15 protein-coding genes are annotated in these 17,508 nt (G+C 61.3%); 2 read left to right on the top strand and 13 right to left on the bottom strand.

What is annotated here, in order from left to right; all coding sequences use genetic code 11:
- Positions 1–457: 457 nt before the first annotated feature.
- From L4X63_RS17130 to L4X63_RS17110, 5 genes are all read right to left on the bottom strand, one after another.
- The gene (locus tag L4X63_RS17130) at positions 458–1,813 is read right to left on the bottom strand and encodes a hypothetical protein (RefSeq protein ID WP_250679869.1); all 1,356 of its coding nucleotides are present in this window, start codon (positions 1,811–1,813) and stop codon (positions 458–460) included.
- Between the two features lie 416 nt (positions 1,814–2,229).
- Positions 2,230–2,553 (bottom strand): DUF4124 domain-containing protein, encoded by a 324-nt coding sequence (locus L4X63_RS17125; RefSeq protein WP_250679868.1) that lies wholly within the window; start codon positions 2,551–2,553, stop codon positions 2,230–2,232.
- A gap of 317 nt (positions 2,554–2,870) precedes the next feature.
- Complete coding sequence (gene ahcY, locus L4X63_RS17120) at positions 2,871–4,268, bottom strand: adenosylhomocysteinase (protein WP_250679867.1); 1,398 nt, start codon at positions 4,266–4,268, stop codon at positions 2,871–2,873.
- Between the two features lie 37 nt (positions 4,269–4,305).
- The gene (locus L4X63_RS17115) at positions 4,306–5,226 is read right to left on the bottom strand and encodes an ArsR/SmtB family transcription factor (RefSeq protein ID WP_250679866.1); all 921 of its coding nucleotides are present in this window, start codon (positions 5,224–5,226) and stop codon (positions 4,306–4,308) included.
- A gap of 145 nt (positions 5,227–5,371) precedes the next feature.
- Complete coding sequence (locus tag L4X63_RS17110) at positions 5,372–6,463, bottom strand: NAD(P)H-dependent flavin oxidoreductase (RefSeq protein ID WP_250679865.1); 1,092 nt, start codon at positions 6,461–6,463, stop codon at positions 5,372–5,374.
- A 166-nt stretch (positions 6,464–6,629) separates the two neighbouring features.
- On the opposite strand from L4X63_RS17110, the gene L4X63_RS17105 reads away from it, so the two are divergent.
- Together L4X63_RS17105 and L4X63_RS17100 are read left to right on the top strand one after the other, a co-directional pair.
- Positions 6,630–7,565, top strand: a complete 936-nt coding sequence (locus tag L4X63_RS17105) for a sensor histidine kinase (RefSeq protein ID WP_502799919.1) — start codon at positions 6,630–6,632, stop codon at positions 7,563–7,565.
- 4 nt (positions 7,566–7,569) lie between these two features.
- Positions 7,570–8,271, top strand: a complete 702-nt coding sequence (locus L4X63_RS17100; protein WP_250679863.1) for a response regulator transcription factor — start codon at positions 7,570–7,572, stop codon at positions 8,269–8,271.
- Positions 8,272–8,296: 25 nt separating this feature from the next.
- Here the strand turns inward: L4X63_RS17100 and L4X63_RS17095 are convergent, their stop codons facing one another.
- The 8 genes from L4X63_RS17095 to L4X63_RS17060 all read right to left on the bottom strand — a co-directional run bounded on the left by L4X63_RS17095 (position 8,297) and on the right by L4X63_RS17060 (position 17,506).
- A complete protein-coding gene (locus L4X63_RS17095) occupies positions 8,297–8,815 on the bottom strand; it encodes a shikimate kinase (protein WP_250679862.1) in 519 nt (172 codons plus the stop codon).
- Between the two features lie 96 nt (positions 8,816–8,911).
- Positions 8,912–10,084 (bottom strand): MFS transporter, encoded by a 1,173-nt coding sequence (locus tag L4X63_RS17090; protein ID WP_250679861.1) that lies wholly within the window; start codon positions 10,082–10,084, stop codon positions 8,912–8,914.
- 23 nt (positions 10,085–10,107) lie between these two features.
- The gene (locus L4X63_RS17085) at positions 10,108–10,458 is read right to left on the bottom strand and encodes an MGMT family protein (RefSeq protein WP_250679860.1); all 351 of its coding nucleotides are present in this window, start codon (positions 10,456–10,458) and stop codon (positions 10,108–10,110) included.
- 8 nt (positions 10,459–10,466) lie between these two features.
- Positions 10,467–11,639, bottom strand: a complete 1,173-nt coding sequence (locus tag L4X63_RS17080) for an MFS transporter (RefSeq protein WP_250679859.1) — start codon at positions 11,637–11,639, stop codon at positions 10,467–10,469.
- A 107-nt stretch (positions 11,640–11,746) separates the two neighbouring features.
- Entirely contained in the window at positions 11,747–12,031 is a 285-nt protein-coding gene (locus L4X63_RS17075) for a hypothetical protein (RefSeq protein WP_250679858.1), read from the bottom strand.
- Between the two features lie 40 nt (positions 12,032–12,071).
- Positions 12,072–13,901 carry an ATP-binding protein gene (locus tag L4X63_RS17070; protein ID WP_250679857.1) on the bottom strand — a complete coding sequence of 610 codons (1,830 nt, stop codon included), beginning with the start codon at positions 13,899–13,901 and terminating at the stop codon, positions 12,072–12,074.
- Between the two features lie 105 nt (positions 13,902–14,006).
- A complete protein-coding gene (gene cheB, locus L4X63_RS17065) occupies positions 14,007–15,038 on the bottom strand; it encodes a chemotaxis-specific protein-glutamate methyltransferase CheB (protein WP_250679856.1) in 1,032 nt (343 codons plus the stop codon).
- Between the two features lie 8 nt (positions 15,039–15,046).
- Positions 15,047–17,506, bottom strand: coding sequence for a hybrid sensor histidine kinase/response regulator (locus L4X63_RS17060; protein WP_250679855.1), 2,460 nt, complete (start codon positions 17,504–17,506; stop codon positions 15,047–15,049).
- Positions 17,507–17,508 lie beyond the last annotated feature (2 nt).

Below are 17,508 nucleotides of genomic sequence, written 5' to 3'. Positions count from 1 at the left end.
TCAGCTAATGGCGCGCCATTAAATGTATTGAAGTGAGTTAAAACGGTGCACAAAAACAAGCAGTTCAACAAAAAGGACATGAACATGAATGCGGCCACCACCTTCCAATACGGTCGCATGATTGCTGTTTCCTTTTTGGTTGAGTGGTTTTTTGTGCTCACGAATTATCCTTGCCAACAAGTTATTGACCGGGTCCGGTCATCTGCCCAAATGGTGGGCAAGAATGTTCCTTTACGATTCCTGCGGGGAAAACAAGGGGGACGCCTATGCGTCCCATGCGTTTCTCGCCGCGCGCGGTCCTCGTTCTCCTCATGCGATCCATTCATCCGGGAAACGCATGAATAGCATAGGCGTCCCCCACGGCCCCCCTATCGGAGTCTCCTGACGGCCGAGTTGCTTAAGTTAGTTTGTATTTTCGATTTCTTCCAACGGGGTTGGGGGGAGCTGCGAAGACAGCTCAACCCGTTGGTTGGCCGTCTATGTCCTCTAACCACTCGCGGTTCCATGCAATTCGGTAGCGTCCTCGCTTTTCGATTGTCGATCCGAGTATATCTGGTGCTTGAATACGTCTGATTCGCTGTACTTGCACTGTACACACCAGATCCTTTCCGAGCCCACTGAATTGTCGCCGTCGATGGTCAGCACAATATACAGAAATACGTGCAAAGCCCAATGGCAAATAACGTACAACGTCCAGACGAGATGTCTGTTCCCGTGCATGTGACAGAGATTTGCTAATAATGCTACGTAAGACCCTTCTTATGTCGCTGCTTAAGTCCTCTGATTGGTCCTGAATAAGGACAGTTCCAGCCAGAACCACCCCCCATGCGTTTCGGTGAATCTTAGCCTCTCGGACTTCGAGCGTCGGTAGGTGCAAACTTTTTCTGAAATCAGCTGTAATTAAAGGCATATGAACCCGGAAGAAAGAATACATTGTTCCAATTCGATGTATGAATCTCGGTAGTTTTAGGCGAGGTACATAAAATATTAAATTTTCCATTACAACACCTTGGTAATCTTCAAGGCGAGTAGACCCTGATTGCCTCAATTGTCTTAGCTTTTCACCGTCAAAGGCCGTAAAGCCGGGCCATGATTCCTTAGAACGAATTGAGAAAAAATATCGGCTGTATCCGGGTGCAAAAAATTCAGCGAGGTATCCGGACTGGAACACCGATACCTGTACCTTAAAAAAGTCGTATGTTCTCGCCCGGACATGAACAATTAGCTGGTTTAGGGCTGTATACTCGGAGGGTGTGCAGCCGATGATCTCCCACCACGGCGTTTTCGTTTCTTCTTTAAGTTCGTCAATGAGAAGCTGATTCGGAATTTCATACCCGAGATGCTGGTTAGCTATAACAAACACTGAGAATGCCAATACAACAGCATTGCAGATATCAATCAAGTTATCACAGGCACCCACCATTGCTCTGTCAGATAACACTTCTTCGTTACCTTGCTTATCTTTGTATAATATTGAATTATCTAAAAACCTGATACCTCCATGAGCTATGCCATTTCTGACCACATGGCGATAGGCTATTGTTAATTCATCTAAAAAAGAAGCCTTAATTTCATCAACTATGTTAAATACATCCAGCTTTTCCGTTCCTTTTCCGCGGTTTAAACGTGAAAAGTATGCCGGTATGCGAAGCATCGGACTGAATACGGCTTCTACCAACCTCAGATATGTTGGATGTATGTTTTGATCAATAAATCGGATTAATTCATAGTTGTCACTCGTATCAAGCTGATCGTGCCAATCGAATTGATTAATCTCGGTTATATGAAGAAAAGCTTGATTTATTTCAACCATTGAATTTCGGCAATACTCTTGAAGTAAGTTCCTTTGACTAAGATCGACATTTTCCAGCCATTTAAGGTATTTCGAGTAACTGGATTTGCAATAAAATCGTTGAGGTGTCCCCTTCAAGTATTTGTGGAGGGAAAGAAAATGCTTGTGAGGGCAATCTTCCAGGTCCGAAAAGATCTTTTTGAGTTCCGAGCGTCTACGGTCATGGATCTGTCGGAGCAAAGGGTTTTGAATTATATTGTGAAGTAATTCCATTTCATCCTTTGGACAACACCGAGGTGACCGGCGAGCACACGACTTTTATCAACTCGCTTCCGCTCTCCACCACTCCGAGTCCGGTCCACCTGCTTTGTTGGAATCCGTCCTTCAAATTCTGGATACATTAAATGGTGCCTGACACCTCGCTCCGGGTACATTATTCATTTCTTAATTTTTAGACAATTACTGAAACATTTCTTCTGGTTTATGACAATTCCTTGAGCCTCTAAGGACGAGCAATAGTCTTTACAGTATTTTTTCATCCGCATCATTTCCAGTTTTTTTTCTTTCTCTTCTTGTTTTTTTAATATCTTATCAATTTTGGCCTGATCCTTTTCATTGTAGGTGCATGATGACTGATTAGAAAATGGCAAAATATCGGTGAAGTGAAGCTTGCCCTCCCTGTCTTCGCACCGGAAAATTTCAGCTTGTACGTTTGTAATGAACGCTAGTAGCAAAAGAATACATACGGCTACTTTAAACATTGATCAATCCCCCGACTTTTCATTTTCCCATCCAACAAGTTATTGACCGGGTCCGCTCATCCGCCGCGTCTGTTTTTAGGGATTCGGGACGTAGCTATCCAAAGACCTACGAAGATTTATTGGTGTCATTGAAGTTCCCTTTCTTCTCGCCAACTATGTAGCGGACAGAAGCTCATGAAGAAACGGGGCGGCCGGCTTAAATTAGGGGAAATATATAGACTAGTGGGGGCGTTGTCAAAGGAGATGATTGGCGGGATAAAAAATCCAGCCTCTCCCCCCCCGTTGAAGGGGAGGGAGAGGGTGAAGATTGGCGGGTATTAGTAGCGGTAGTGAGCGGACTTGTACGGGCCCTGCTTCGGCACGCCGATGTAGGCGGCCTGGGCGTCGGACAGCTCGGTCAGCATGGCGCCGAGGTTTTTGAGCTGGAGACGGGCGACCTTCTCGTCGAGCTCTTTCGGCAGGGTGTAGACGCCGACCGGGTACTTCTCCGGGTTGCAGAAGATCTCCATCTGCGCCAGGGTCTGGTTGGCGAAGGAGGAGGACATCACGAAGGACGGATGGCCGGTGGCGCAGCCGAGGTTGACGAGGCGCCCTTCGGCCAGCAGGATGATCCTTTTCCCGTCCGGGAAGATGATGTGATCGACCTGCGGCTTGATGTTCTCCCACTTGTACTGGCGCAGCTTGGCAACCTCGATCTCGTTGTCGAAGTGGCCGATGTTGCAGACGATGGAGTTGTGCTTCATCGCCTTCATGTGGTCGTGGGTGATGACGTCGATGTTGCCGGTGGTGGTGACGAAGATGTCGGCCTTGTCGGCGGCCCAATCCATGGTGACCACTTTGTACCCTTCCATGGCCGCCTGCAGCGCGCAGATCGGGTCGACCTCGGTCACCCAGACCTGGGCCTGGAGGCCGCGCATCGCCTGGGCGCACCCTTTGCCGACGTCGCCGTAGCCGCAGATGACCGTGACCTTGCCGGCCACCATCACGTCGGTGGCGCGCTTGATGCCGTCCATGAGGGACTCGCGGCAGCCGTAGATGTTGTCGAACTTGGACTTGGTGACCGAGTCGTTGACGTTGATGGCCGGGAACTTGAGCTTCCCTTTCTCGTGCATCTGGTAGAGGCGATGCACGCCGGTGGTGGTTTCCTCGGTGACACCCTTGATGCAGGCGGCAGTCTTGGAGTACCAGCCCGGCTGCTCGGCCAGCCGCTTACGGATGGCGGCGAAAAGGTACTGCTCCTCCTCGCAGGTCGCGTTCTCCACCACGGAGGGATCCTTCTCGGCGTCGGAACCCAGGTGCAGCAGCAGGGTAGCGTCGCCGCCGTCGTCGAGGATCATGTTGGGGGCCCCGCCGTCGTGCCACTCGAAGATCTTGTGGGTGTAATCCCAGTACTCGGCCAGGCTCTCGCCTTTGTGGGCGAAGACCGGGATGCCGGCGGCCGCGATGGCTGCGGCGGCGTGGTCCTGGGTCGAGAAGATGTTGCAGGAAGCCCAGCGGACCTCGGCGCCGAGCGCGGTCAGGGTCTCGATCAGCATGGCGGTCTGGATGGTCATGTGGAGCGAACCGGCGATGCGGGCGCCCTTGAGCGGCTGGGACTTGGCGTACTCCTCGCGGATCGCCATGAGGCCCGGCATCTCGGTCTCGGCAATTACCATCTCTTTGCGGCCCCAATCGGCCAGCGACATGTCCTTAACGATGTAGTCTTTTCCTGCCATAGTCGTTTTCTCCTTTTCTCTTTTCTTGCTGGTAACTCTAGGCCGAACGGACGGCCTTGATCAGTACTACCTCTTCCTGTCCTTGAGAACCGGATATCCTCTGTAATTCCAGGGTCGCCATGCCGGCCCCCTGAAGCCATTCGCTTAGTTCCTCTTCCTCGAACCCCAGCCACTGGTCGGCCAGTTGCTCCCGTGCCCACTCGCGGTCGTGCCGCGACAGGTCGGCCAGCACCAGCACCCCTTCCGGACGGAGCACCCGCGCGATCTCCTTCAGCACCTCCTGGGGATGGGCGGCATGATGGAGCACCATGTTGGTGACCACGCAACCGGTACCTCCGTCGGCTACCGGAAGGTGCGTCATCTCCCCGAGCCTAAGCTCGATCCCGTTCAGACCGAGCTCTCCCATTCTCCTTCTCGCCTCGTCCAACATGGCGGGGGAATGGTCGACACCGATCAGCGTCCGGGCCTTGGCTGCCAGATCGGGAAGGAGCGATCCCGTCCCGACCCCGATCTCCAGCAGGGTATCCACTTCCGGGGTGAGGGAAAGCAGGGCCGGCAGGTAGTCGGGTACCGGCAAAAGCGTCCGCGAGAGCCTGTCCCATTGGCGGGCGTGGCTGTCGAAAAACTCCTGGCTCCTTTTGCGGCGCGCTTCCAGGGCCAGCGCCAGCGCCGCCAGGTCGTCGTGGTGATCGGGAAGCTTTTCCAGCCCGGCATCGAAGGCCGGACGGATTCCCCGGAAAAACGGGTTGTCGTCGCCTGCCCGGTAGTAGCTCCAGGTTCCCTGCCGCTTGACGGAAAGGATCCCTACGTCGGTGAGGATCTTGAGATGGCGGGAGATGCGGGACTGCCCCATGTTGAAGATGCGCTGAAGCTCCTGCACGGTAAATTCGCCGCGCAACAACACCGCTACCAGCCGCAGTCGGCAGGGATCAGCCAGGGCTTTGAGTACTTCGAGCATCGCATCAACCTTGGGGGTTTTATTAAATCAGGTTTTCTTGATATAGCATACTGCCCGGCGGTCCGCAACTCCATTTCGAAAAAAAATCCCCCTGGCACCGGTAGCGCCAGGGGGATTCGGTTCGGTCATTAATGGGGAGCGGCGGTCAGGCGGCCTGATCTATCACTTTGGCCTCTTCTTCGGCAAAGAGCTCGTCGAAGATCTCCTGGACGGTCTCGATCCGGTTCGCCTTCCAGGCGTTGGTGCCGCAGAAGATGAGGCCGGTCTCGACTTCCCCTTTCTGGGCGCGGTCCAGAGCGCTCACGATGCAGAAACGCTCGCCGCTTTCTTTGTAGGAGCACTTCTTGAGGCAGCCGTGGGCGCAGAAGGTGGCGTTGTCGTGGTCGTAGCTGGCGATCGACTCCTGGTTGGAGAGGATGGCGCGTCCCGGGAGACCGGCCGGGCTCATGATGAGACCGATGTCCTCCTTCTTGCAGTCCAGGTAGGCTTGCTTGAAGGCGGGATCGGCGTCGCACTCGACGGTGGTGACGAAGCGGCTGGCCATCTGCACCCCGTCGGCGCCCTCGGCGAGAGCGTGCATGACGTCGGCGCGGTCCCAGATGCCGCCGGCGGCGATAACCGGCATGTCGAGGCCGTACTCGGAGCGGAAGAACTCTTTGACCCCGCGGACCGTCTCGTACTGGTCGTACTCGCCTTTGCCGATGTTCTCCATCTTCTCGCCGAGGTGGCCACCGGCGGTTTCCGGGTCCTCGACGACGACCGCGTCGGGGAGGCGGTTATAGGCCTTGTCCCACTTCTTGGCGATCAGCTGTGCTGCCCGCACCGAGGAGACGATGGGGACCAGGGCGACGTCGGGGGCGTGGGCGGTCAGCCCGGGGAGGGTCATGGGGAGTCCGGCTCCGCAGACGAGGACCTTGGCCCCGGCTTCCACGGAGGCGACCACCAGCTCCTCGAAATCGGAGAGAGCGACCATCACGTTGACCCCGATGATGCCGTCGGGGGCGATCTCGTAGGCCTTGCGGATCTCTTCCTTGAGTGCCAGCGGGTTGGACTGGAAATAGTTGGTTCCGTCGAAGAGGCCACTGTTGAGAGTGATACCGGGAGAAGCGACCAAGCCGATCCCGCCGCACTTGGCGACGTGTCCAGCCAGCGACCCGGCCGAGATCCTGACCCCCATACCACCCTGGATCAACGGATAACGCGCCTCATACTTCCCGATTCGTAACGGTCCAAACATGTACACCTCCTAGAGTGCGGGGACAACGGCTAATAGACCATAACAGAAGTCGGTTTCTACGTTTGTAATAGAAATGTAAAAGCACCTTGTCCCCTCCCCCGCCACTACGCCCTTGCAAAAAGTGCTGGCCGATGCTAGAGAAGTGCTCATGAAACTTCACCGGGTCATGTCAAAGCCGCTGATAGTCCTGATCGGCATCCAAGCCATGTGGGTCGTGGTGGTGGTCTGCTGGATTTACTGGTTCATCGGCCGCAACAAGCAGTTCCGCGACCTCGCCCTTCGCTACAAGCCGGAACTGGTTTCCCGGGGGCTCGAGTGGGTGGTGCTGGTGGAAGGGCTCCTGATGCTCTTGGCCATCCTGGTGGGGGTCTACGTGATCTTCGTCTACTGGCGGCGCCAGGCCAAGCTCTACCTCCAGCAGCGAAGCTACATCTCCCAGCTCACCCACGAACTGAAGTCCCCGCTCGCCTCCATCCAGCTCCACCTGGAGACCGTGAAGCTCAGGGATCTCCCGAAGGATAAGCTCGAGGGGTTCATCGACACCATGCTCGCGGACACCGACCGGCTCAACGTCCTCATCAGTAACCTTCTGATGGCGACCAGGATCGAGTTCCGGCAGCTGGGGGAGAAGGCCAAGCGGATCGATTTCTCGAAGTTCCTCGCCGAGTATCTGGAACAGAAGCGGGCCGATCTCCCCGAGGGGGGACGCCTGACGGCCGAGGTCGAGAGCGGCATCGGTGCGGTCATCGACGCCGAGGCGATGGAGATGGCGATCAGGAATCTCATCGAGAACGCCCTCCTCTATTCCCCGGCCGCCCCGGAGATCAAGGTGTCGCTGCGCCGCCAGGGGAAGCACTGCGTCCTGGAAGTCCAGGACAACGGCAAGGGGCTCCGCAAGAACGAGCTCGACAGGATTTTCGACATTTTCTACCGGGTACGCACCCCTGGCGAGAACATCAGGGGGACCGGTCTCGGCCTGTACATCGTGAAGTCGGTGGTGAACGCCCACAACGGCAAGATCACGGTGGAAAGCGAAGGGATCGGCAAGGGGTGTACCTTCAGGATCGTGCTGCCGCTGACCGGCAGCCAGCAAAAAGGATAACCGGATGTCGGAACAGAAACCGCACATTCTTCTGGTCGAGGACGAGATCCATCTCGCCCGCGGCATCAGCTTCAACCTGGAACAGGAAGGGTACCTGATCAGCCACGTGGAAAGCGGCGAGGAAGCGCTGGACAAGGTGCAGGTGGAAAAATTCGACCTCATCATCCTCGACGTGATGCTCCCGGGGATCAACGGCTTCGAGGTCTGCCGCAAGATCAGGAAACTGGATACCCGGGTGCCGGTGCTGATGCTGACTGCGCGCTCGGAGGAGCGCGACCGCGTGGAGGGGCTGGCGGAGGGGGCCGACGACTATCTCATCAAGCCGTTCAACCTGAAGGAGTTTCTGCTGCGGGTTTCCGGGATGCTCAGGCGTTCGGCCTGGTACCGCCCGGAGCCGGTGGAGGAAGGGTACCGTTTCGGCGACAACGAGGTGTTCCTCCTCTCCTACCGTGCGCGCACCCGGCAGGGGGAGATCGATCTCACCGATCTCGAGGTGAAGATGCTGTCGCTGTTTTTCCGGCGGGAAGGCGAGGCGGTACCCCGTGCGGTAATCCTGGAGATCGTCTGGGGGTACTCCTCCGAAGCGGAGACCCGCACCCTCGACAACTTCATCGTCAGGCTTCGGAAGTACTTCGAACCGGAGCCCTCCCGTCCCATCTTCTTCCAGACCGTCCGCGGCGTCGGCTACCGGTTCAGCCGTAAATAGACACGCAGGTACTTACCTAAACACCTCAGTTCCCTACCCGCTCTCTCCATGCCACCATGATCCGGCGGGCAATCTCGTCCGGCGCCAGGCCGTCCGTATCGATTTCCACATGGGCGGCCTTTTGGTACAGCGGCGTTCTCCGCTCCAGCACCTCCGAGACCTCCTCGGTAAAACTCTTGCCGTCCACCAAAGCAGGCCGGTTGGTCCCCCCTTGGATCCGGGAGACGATGGTCTCCACCGAAGCCCTCATCCAGACCACCAGGGCGTTAGCGGAAAGAACCTCCATGTTCTCCGGGCGCTCGATCACGCCGCCGCCGGTGTCGATGACCAGTCCGTCCCGGCCGGCCAGCTCCCGTGCCACCTCGGTCTCCAGGTCGCGGAATTTCGGCCATCCCCACTGGGCGACGATTTCCGGCGTCGTCTTCCCGGCCTTTAGCTCTATCTCGTCGTCCATCGCCACCCGGCTCATACCAAGGCGCTGGGCCAGCACCCGCCCCACCCGGCTTTTCCCCGTCCCCCGATACCCAATCAATACCAAGTTCATCTGCGTCTATCTCCTCCATCCCATAGCAGCGGATGTGCATGAATACCATAGCGGGGAAGGACAAAGCCACCACCAATTCAGGGCGCTTCGCCACCGTCACTCGCCGGTCCCGATTCTTCCCCTCCCCAAGATCAACAGGCCGGAGCAGGCGGCTACGGCGGCCATCACAAGGTTGATGACCATGAAGGCGTGGCGGATGCCGCCGTGCTCGAGCATCCCCCAGAGGGTTCCGGCCAGGATGCTCCCCAGCGCCTGCCCGGTCACCCGCGCGATGGAGAGAAGTCCCGAGGCAACGCTCCCGGCCTCCTTGGGCGCCTGGTAAAGGACCGCCGCATTGTTGGCGGCCTGGAACAAAGCCCGCCCCAGCCCGATCCCGACGAGGCCGGCCAGCACCGATCCGCTCACCCCCTGGACCAGCGAAGCCGCCATCAGCAGTGCGGCCCCCAGCCAACTCACCCGGTCGTATCCCCGCTGGTCGGAGAGCCGTCCGCAGACCGGGCCGAGCAGCATCAAAAGAAGCGGGGGAACCAGCAAAAGGACGCCGACCCGGCTGGGAGTCATCCCTCCCGCCTCCAGGTAGAAAGGCCACAGCAGGTTGGTGCCGAACGACTGGATGAAGAAGCAGACGGTGGAGAGGAGCGCCAGCAGAAAACGGGGGAGCCGTATGAGCTGGCGGAGCCCCTCCCGAAGGCCCACTCCGGCGAGCTCGGTGAGCCGCCCCGAGAGGATGAGGGCCAAAAGGCCAAAGGGGAGGTTGATGTAGAAGATGGAGCGCCACCCGAACCACTCGACCAGGAATCCCCCCAAAGGCGGCCCCATCAGGGTGCCGGCGGCGACCGATCCGGAGACCATCCCGAGCGCCCATCCCCGGTGCTCCTTGAAGGTCGCGGCGGCCATGCCGGGAACGAGCCCGACGATGCCGGCCCCGGCCACTCCCTGGATGAAGCGGAGGGCGAGCAGCGCGTGGAGGCTGGGAGAAAAGGCGAGCAACTGGGAGATGACGGCGAAGGCGGCGAGCGACCACCGGTAGACGCGGACGGTCCCGATCTTTCCGGCCAGGCCGGAGAGCGGAAGAAAGGCGAGCGCGGAGCCGATCAGGTAGAGGGAGGCGGCCCCCTGCACGGCAGCGGCATCGGTCCCGAAGTGGGTAGCCAGCGACGGAAGCGCGAGGTTGAGGGCGCTCGAGTCGACGGTGGAAAGGACCACGCCGATCAGCAAGGCGGCCAGCCGCAAATCGAACCGGGGAGTGGACGGATTTGCGGGGTTCATTGGCGATGAGGAGACGGGACTCTTCATTGATGATCAGGTGATATCGGTTCCGGGCGCCAGCGGTAGCGGGCGAAATCGATCCTGCCGCGGGAGTCGAAGACCACCCCTTCCCGTTCGAGGGCCAGCCGCTGGATCTCTCCCCCTTCCGACCCGGAACTCCGGTGGCTGACCTCACCCTTGGCGTTGACCACCCGGTGCCACGGCACGCTCTTATCGGTCAGGGCGCTCAAGGCATAGCCGACGAGTCTCGCGCGGCGCGGAAGCCCAGCCAGGGCCGCGACCTGGCCGTAGGTGGCGACGGTGCCGGCGGGGATGCGGGAAACGACGGCGTAGATGGCTTGATAGGTCGAGCGGTCGGGAAACATGGCGAACATCCTGGGCTTTAGGCGGCCCGGTGATAGAGAAAGCCGAAGAGAAGCATGACGACGGCGACCGCGGCCGCGCTCAGGGAGAACCCCGCGTTGAAACCGTAGCCACGGATGACGTGGCCGACGCCGACCGAGCTGACCATCATCCCGGCGTAGACGCTCGTGTTATAGCACCCCATGGCGAGCCCCCGCAAGGGACGGGCGACCACATCGGCGATGAGGGCACCGATCACCGTGAAGGCGACCCCCATGCTGACCCCCATGACCGCCGCTACGGCCACCAGCGGGAGGACTTTTCCGAAGAACTGGAACGAGCCCAGCGCTACCGCAAAGATCGCCAGGCCGCCACTGACCAAAAGGCTCTTGTCCTGCACCTTGTCGTAGAGTTTTCCGGAGGGGACGCGGGAGAGCGCGTTGGAGAGGGCCTGGGTGGCGAAGACGGCGCCGACCTCCATGGTCCCCAGCCCGCGGCTCCTGATGTACAGGGGCATGAAGGTGACGAACATGCCGAAGCCGATGCAGCCGCCGCCCGTGCCGGCCAGGCAGGCCAAAAGGCGGCGGTTTGCCATGAGCTCCCGCAGCTGCGGGAGGAGGGCCGGGCGTTCGTGGTGCCGGTGCGGCGGCTGGACCGGGAGGAAGAAGACGGCCACCAGCAGCATGGCGAAGATGATCCCGGCGGAGACCAGGAAAACGGTCCGCAGCCCCAGCGCGGTGCCGACGAAACCTCCGGCGGCCGGGCCGAGCGTCATCCCGCCGTAGAGCGCCATGGTGTAAAGTCCGTAAGCCTGGCCGATCGTTTCCGGCGGGGTGACGTCCGCGACGTACGACATGAGGGTGGGAGAAAAGGCGGAAAGCCCCATCCCGAAGAAGAGGTAGATGAGCCCCATCTGCAGCGGGCTTTGGCTCCAGTACAGTAACAGCGAGGAAAGGGCCAGCAGGGTGAGCCCACCGAGCAGCGGGACGCGGCGCCCGAGGCGGTCGGAGAGAAGCCCGGAAGGGATGGACATCGCCCCGGCCACCAGCATGAAGGCCCCGTTGATCATCCCGACCTGGGCAGTGTCGGCCCCGAGCGAGGTGGCGAGCAGGGGCACGATCGGGATCCGCATGTAGGAGCCGAGGAAACAGCAGAAGCTGATGAGGCAGGCGGTCAGCAGGAGCCGGCGGGCGAGGTTGTTGGATTCGTTCACTAAGCTGGTACTTCCGTTCTCATTGGAATGGCTCCCCTAGAATTAGCACGGGAGCCACCATTGTGCAACCCGCCCCGCCCGCCGGCCCGGTTCCGGCGTGTATTAGGCTATTGCGATCCGCCCGAGAGGGAACCTTTGACCTTCTTCAAGACATCGAGGTTTTTCTGCAGGCCGTTCACCTGTTTTTCCATGTCGGCGATGGTCGTTCCCAGCTGGGCCACGGTCCCGACCAGGCCGCCGCTTCCGGCCGCTCTTTTTAAAAGCGACTGTCCCACCTCTTCCATCTGGGCATCTGCGTTTCGCTGGGTCACCGACCCGCAGAAGAATCCGGTGCCAAAGATGACGCCAACCACTGCGATTTTCGCGCTCAATCTGACCGTCTTGGGTTCCATAAGGCTCCTCCTCCCGGCTGGTTGTGATACGTCCGATAAGCTACACCTCGATACGGAACTCGGCCCCCTCCCCTGCGTTACTGGCCGTGATCCGGCCGTTCATGCTCTTTTCGATGATCGCCTTCGACATGTAGAGCCCAAGGCCGGTCCCCTGGTCGGGGCCCTTGGTCGTGAAGTACGGGTCGAAGATCTTGTCGGCGATTTCCGGAGGGATCCCTCCCGCATTGTCGCGGATGGTGACCACGGTGCGCTCCCCCTCGCAGTCGAACTCCACTTGGATCTGGGGATCCTCGATGGCCCGGTTGGTGAGCACGTCGCGGGCGTTGAGGAGCACGTTCATGACCACCTGGGAATATTCGTTGGGATAGCCGAGGATCTGGGGATCGCCATGGCCGGTCACCTCGAGCCGGATCCCGTGCGACCGGAGGCTGGCATCGACGATCCCGATGACGTTATCGACCACCTGGCGCACCGGGAAGGTCACCTTCTCCTTGTCCGGCCGGAAGAAATTCCGGAAGTCGTCGATCGTGTGCGACATGTGGTGGATCACCGACATCACGGTCGCCACGGTCTTATCCAGGTACTCCCGCGAGAAACTCCCCGCATCGTAGGTCATGGGGAGCTCCTGCACCAAAAGGGCGATGGAGTTGAGCGGCTGCCGCCACTGGTGCGCGATGTTGCCGATCATCTCGCCAAGGGCGGCCTGGCGGTTTTGCTGAATCAGCATCCGCTCCTTCTCCCTGAGGGTTTCCATGGTCCAAAGCCGCTCCAGCGTTTCCTGCTGCAGCGCCTTCTCGGCCTCGCGCCGCCGCTGCTCGCGCTTGAGGTTTTCCATGGCGAAGGAGATGTCGGTCCCCATCTGGCGAAGCAGGGCCACCTGCTGGTCGTCGAAGAACTCCTTCTCGGCCGAGTACAGGGTCAGCGCACCTATCGCGGCGCCGTCCTCCTTGAGAACGATGGAAGCGGAGGCGCCGATCCCGAAGGAGCGCCCCCTTTCGTGCCAGGGGCGGGTGCACTCGGCACTCTGGAAATCGTTGCAGATGAAATAGGTCCCTTTCCGGATGGCGATGCCGGTCGGGCCCTTGGCGGATTCCCCGGTCAAGGAGACCGTCATCCCGTCGAGGTAGCCGGTGGCTCCGCTGGCGGCAGTGACCTTGACGTCGCCCTTGCCGTCCACCAGCCCCACCCAGGCCAGCAGAAAGCCACCCTCCTCGGTGGCGATCCGGCAGAAATCCCTGAAGAGCGCTCCCCGGTTCTTGGCCCGGACAATGGCCTGGTCGAACTCGCTCAAAACGACGTAGAGCCGGTTGAGGCGGCGCAGATTTTGCTCGATCCGCTGCCGTTCCCCGATCTCGTGCATAAGGGACTGGACGGTGGCGTCGAGCTCCTCGGTCCGCTGCCGCACCCGCAGGTCGAGCTCGTCATGGGCCCGGCGCAGCTGTTCTTCTGCCTCGCGCTGCTCGGTGATGTCGGTGTTGGTGCCGAACCAGCGGACCACCCGGCCGCCCTGGTTGCGCAGCGGCAGCACACGGGTCAGAAAGTGCCGGAATACACCGTCGGCCCGCCTGATCGGAAAGGTCATTTCGAACGGTTCGCCGGTGGCGATGGAATCGTTCCACCTCTCCAGCACCTGCGGCAATACCGCGGGATCGTGAACCGACTGCCATCCCCACCCTTCCATTTCCGAGGCAGCGGTCCCGGTAAACTCGTACCATTGGCGGTTGTACCAGATCACGGCACCGTCGGCCTGGGCGATCCAGCACAGCTGCGGGATCCCGTCAACCAGGGTGCGAAACTCCTGTTCGCTCTGGTCGAGGGGCGGGAATGGCCCGGCGTGCGGATGTGGTGTCGGGGGGAGATGACGATGCATCGGGGATCCCTTCGGGTGGTCAGATAGAAAACAGGTGATGCAAAATAGCACTATCAACGACTGAAATCAAAGCCTTAGCATGAAGAGTGTATCGTAAATCCTCATCTACACCAACCGCCCTGCCAACCCTTTCAGCAGGGCGACGATATTGCCGGGCGAGAGGACCTGCCGGGCGCCCCCGATCCGGATCGCCTCGGCGGGCATGCCGAAGATGACCGAGCTCTCCTCGTCCTGGACGATGGTGAGCGCCCCCTCGTCCCTCATCTCCTTCAACCCCGCGGCGCCATCGTTCCCCATCCCGGTCAAAAGTATCCCTACGGCGTGCCTGCCGCACTGGATAGCGACGCTTCTGAAGAGATGGTTCACCGAGGGGCAGAGGAGCTGACCCGGGGCCCCCGGGGTCAGCACGATCCGTCCCCTGCCGTCGAGCCCCATGTCGGCGCCCCCCGGCGCGATATAGACGCTTCCCCCCTTTACGGTCTCCCCCGGCTCCCCAAGTTTTACCGTCAGCTCGCACGCCCCCGCGAGCCATTCGGCATAACCGGCCAGGAACTCGCCGGCCATGTGCTGCACCACCAGGACGGGAAACGGAAAGCTGGCCGGGAGGGAGGAGATGATGTTCTTGACGATCACGGGGCCGCCGGTGGAGGCGCCCACGGCGACCAGCTTGGGGGGTGCGGTGACTTCTGGCTTGACCGGAGACGGCAGCCGCGATTCGCGATAGCTGCGCCGGACCACCTTGACCTCCGACATCAGCCGGACGGTCTGGAGCAGTTCCGCCGCCGCCCGGGCATGGTCGGGGTGCCCGAACCCCGGAGGTTTCAGGATGATGGCGAGGGCGCCCGCCTCCAGGGTGCGGAAAACGGCGGTATCGGCCTTGGGGTCGAGGGTGCCGGTGACGATCACCACCGGGACCGGGTGCTCGCGCATGATCTCCCTGGTGGTCGCGAACCCGTCCAGCCCCGGCATGTGGACGTCCATGGTGACGACGTCGGGCTGCTGGCGTTCCATGGCGGCCAGCGCCCGGTAGCCGTCGGCTGCGGTCCCGATCACCTTGATGCCGGGGTCGGCGGTCAGGATGTGGGTGATCATCTCCCGTGCCACCTTGGAATCGTCGACTACCAGTACCTTGATCATGGCGCCTCCTAACAGAAACGCCGCACCACCGCCAGGAGGTCGTCCTGGTCGAAGCGGCTTTTGACGAGGTAGGCATTGGCTCCGGCATCGATCCCGCGCTCCCGGTCCTCACGGCTCCCCAACGCGGTGATCAGGATGACCGGAAGGGGGCCGTGGCGGGGATGGCGGCGGATGGCGGCGGTGAGGTCGAGGCCGTTGAGCCGCGGCATGTCGACATCGGAAACCACCAGGTCGAAGCCGTCCTCGTCGAGCTTGGAGAGGGCGTCCACCCCGTCGTAGGCGGTGGTCACCTGGTATCCGCCGGCCTGCAGGATGTTCTTCAAAAGGGTCCGGGAGGTGATGGAGTCTTCCACCACCAGGATCCGCCCCACCTTCCCCGCACCTGAGGCGGCCGGGGTCCCGGAGGGAGCTCTCGTCCCGGTTGCGCTCTTGGAAAGGTCGGCAAGGTTCAGGATGGGGGCCACGTTCCCCGATCCCAGGAGTGCCGCCCCGGTCACCCACGGGACCCGTTCGAGCTGGGGACCGAGCGGCTTCAGGAGGACCTCCTGCTCGCCGAGCACCTCGTCCACCAGCAGGGCAAGCGTCTGTCCGGCCAGGGTCGCCACCACCGCCTGCAGGCGGGGCAGCTCCTTGAGGAAAAGGGGTATCCCCAGCAGCTCGCCAAGCGAAACGAGCGGGACCGGCCGGTCGTCGACCGCGATGGTGTCGGCCTCCTGGATGCGGTGGATCTCCCGCCCCTTCAGGCGGAGGACCCGGTCCACGTGGGTAGCCGGAACCACGAAGCTCCGGTCCCCGATGCGGAGCAAAATCCCCCGGAAGGTCGCCACCGAGACCGGCACCACCACGCGAAAGATCGTTCCCCGCCCCGGGAGGCTCTCCACGGTAGCGGCCCCCCCGAGCTCTTCGGCCTTTTCTCGTACGATGGCCAGCCCGAGCCCCCTTCCGGAGATTTCGTCGACGGCGGGGCTGGTAGAGAGCCCGGAGAGGAAGATCAGGGGAAGGAGCTCGCTGCCGGAGAGGTTGGCGGCCTCGCCCGCCGAGAACCTCCCCAGGTGGACCACGGCCTCCCGGACCCGCTCCGGATCGATGCCGCTGCCGTCGTCGCTGACCGCGATCTCCGCCTTCCCGTCGCGGGAGGCGATTTCGAAAACCACCGTCCCCCGCCTCGGCTTGCCCAGCCGCTCGCGCTCCTCGGGGAGCTCGATCCCGTGCCCAATGGCGTTACGAAGGAGGTGGGTGAGCGGGTCCTTCATGTCCTCGAGGATCCGGCGGTCGATCTCGATCTCTTCCCCCTTGATGAGGAGATCGACCTCTTTGCCGCTCCCCCGGGCCAGGTCGCGGGCCATTTTGGGGAAGGCTTTCAGCAGGGTGGAGAACGGAAACATCATCGCCTTGCGGACCTCGCCCAGGAGGGAATCGACCAGGGCGGCCAGGGTGCGGCTTTCGAGGTCGGATTCCCGGCTCTGCCCGGAGTAGCGGGTCTCGAGGGTGGCCAGGAAGGTTTCGTTCCAGTCGAGAAAATCGAGGAGGCGGCGCATCTCGGTCTGCCCCGCTGCCCCATTCTCGTCGATGGCTGCCAAAGCGCGAATCCGCTGGAAATCCGGGCCGATCCGCATCCACTGCTTGCGCCACTCGGCAAAGGAAGCCCGAAGCTGCCGCAGGCCTGCCGCGCGCTGGCGGGCGGAGAGCTTGGCGGCCAGCATCTCCTCGCACAGAAGGAGCACGGTGGAGAGTTTGTGCCAGGAGACCCGGACGGTCTCGGGAGCGGCGGGAGCGGCGGCCGCGCCGTTCTCGCGGTGCCCCCCCTCCCCTTCTCCACCCGGTTGAGCGGCTGCCCCCGGGGCATCCCCTTCGGGGCGGAGCGTTTGCCCAATCGCCCCGGCAGTCTCAGTCCCGGGTGCCCGGCCTTCCGCCCCCCGCCCCGGCGAAGGCGCCGCCGCCCGATGAGCGGGCGTCCTCTGGCCCTTGGCCTTGGCCTGAGCCTTGGCTTGGGCAGCCGGAGCCTGCGATGCACCCGGAGCCGCCGGCGCCTCGGCCGCTTGCCCCTCAACCGCCCCGCTATCGAACGCCTCACCGCGGGCTGCCTGGCCAAGGCGCCGGATGATTTCCCGTTGGACTCCCGCCTTGGTTTCGTCCCCCCCGCCGGTAACCTGTGACTGGAGCAGGTCGGCGGCCTGCTGGAGAAGATCGAACAATTCCGGAGAGGTCCGGACGGTGGCGTGCTTGAGGGAGGCGAAGAGCCCCTCCATGGCCTGGCAGAGGGCCTCGATATCGCCCCTCCCCACCGACCGGGCCGCGCCCTTGAGGCTATGGGCCTCGCGGAAGACCGTTTCGAGAAGCTCCTCACCCGGCAGTTCTCCCCCGCGCTCGAGCGAGACCAGGCCGGAGCCGATCCCCGCCAGGTGCTCGTCGGCCTCCTGCCTGAAGGTCTCCAAAAGGTGCCTCTGGAATTCGGCGTCCCGTTCCATGG

This window comes from Geomonas sp. Red32 (genome assembly GCF_023652955.1).
Classification (GTDB): Bacteria; Desulfobacterota; Desulfuromonadia; order Geobacterales; family Geobacteraceae; genus Geomonas.
This window is presented reverse-complemented; position numbering and strand designations above follow the sequence as displayed.

Coding starts and splice junctions, on each gene's coding strand:
- L4X63_RS17130 (WP_250679869.1), bottom strand. CDS start 1,813: ATGGTTGAAATAAATCAAGCTTTTCTTCATATAACCGAGATTAATCAA.
- L4X63_RS17125 (WP_250679868.1), bottom strand. CDS start 2,553: ATGTTTAAAGTAGCCGTATGTATTCTTTTGCTACTAGCGTTCATTACA.
- ahcY (WP_250679867.1), bottom strand. CDS start 4,268: ATGGCAGGAAAAGACTACATCGTTAAGGACATGTCGCTGGCCGATTGG.
- L4X63_RS17115 (WP_250679866.1), bottom strand. CDS start 5,226: ATGCTCGAAGTACTCAAAGCCCTGGCTGATCCCTGCCGACTGCGGCTG.
- L4X63_RS17110 (WP_250679865.1), bottom strand. CDS start 6,463: ATGTTTGGACCGTTACGAATCGGGAAGTATGAGGCGCGTTATCCGTTG.
- L4X63_RS17105 (WP_502799919.1), top strand. CDS start 6,630: ATGTCAAAGCCGCTGATAGTCCTGATCGGCATCCAAGCCATGTGGGTC.
- L4X63_RS17100 (WP_250679863.1), top strand. CDS start 7,570: ATGTCGGAACAGAAACCGCACATTCTTCTGGTCGAGGACGAGATCCAT.
- L4X63_RS17095 (WP_250679862.1), bottom strand. CDS start 8,815: ATGAACTTGGTATTGATTGGGTATCGGGGGACGGGGAAAAGCCGGGTG.
- L4X63_RS17090 (WP_250679861.1), bottom strand. CDS start 10,084: ATGAACCCCGCAAATCCGTCCACTCCCCGGTTCGATTTGCGGCTGGCC.
- L4X63_RS17085 (WP_250679860.1), bottom strand. CDS start 10,458: ATGTTCGCCATGTTTCCCGACCGCTCGACCTATCAAGCCATCTACGCC.
- L4X63_RS17075 (WP_250679858.1), bottom strand. CDS start 12,031: ATGGAACCCAAGACGGTCAGATTGAGCGCGAAAATCGCAGTGGTTGGC.
- L4X63_RS17070 (WP_250679857.1), bottom strand. CDS start 13,901: ATGCATCGTCATCTCCCCCCGACACCACATCCGCACGCCGGGCCATTC.
- cheB (WP_250679856.1), bottom strand. CDS start 15,038: ATGATCAAGGTACTGGTAGTCGACGATTCCAAGGTGGCACGGGAGATG.
- L4X63_RS17060 (WP_250679855.1), bottom strand. CDS start 17,506: ATGGAACGGGACGCCGAATTCCAGAGGCACCTTTTGGAGACCTTCAGG.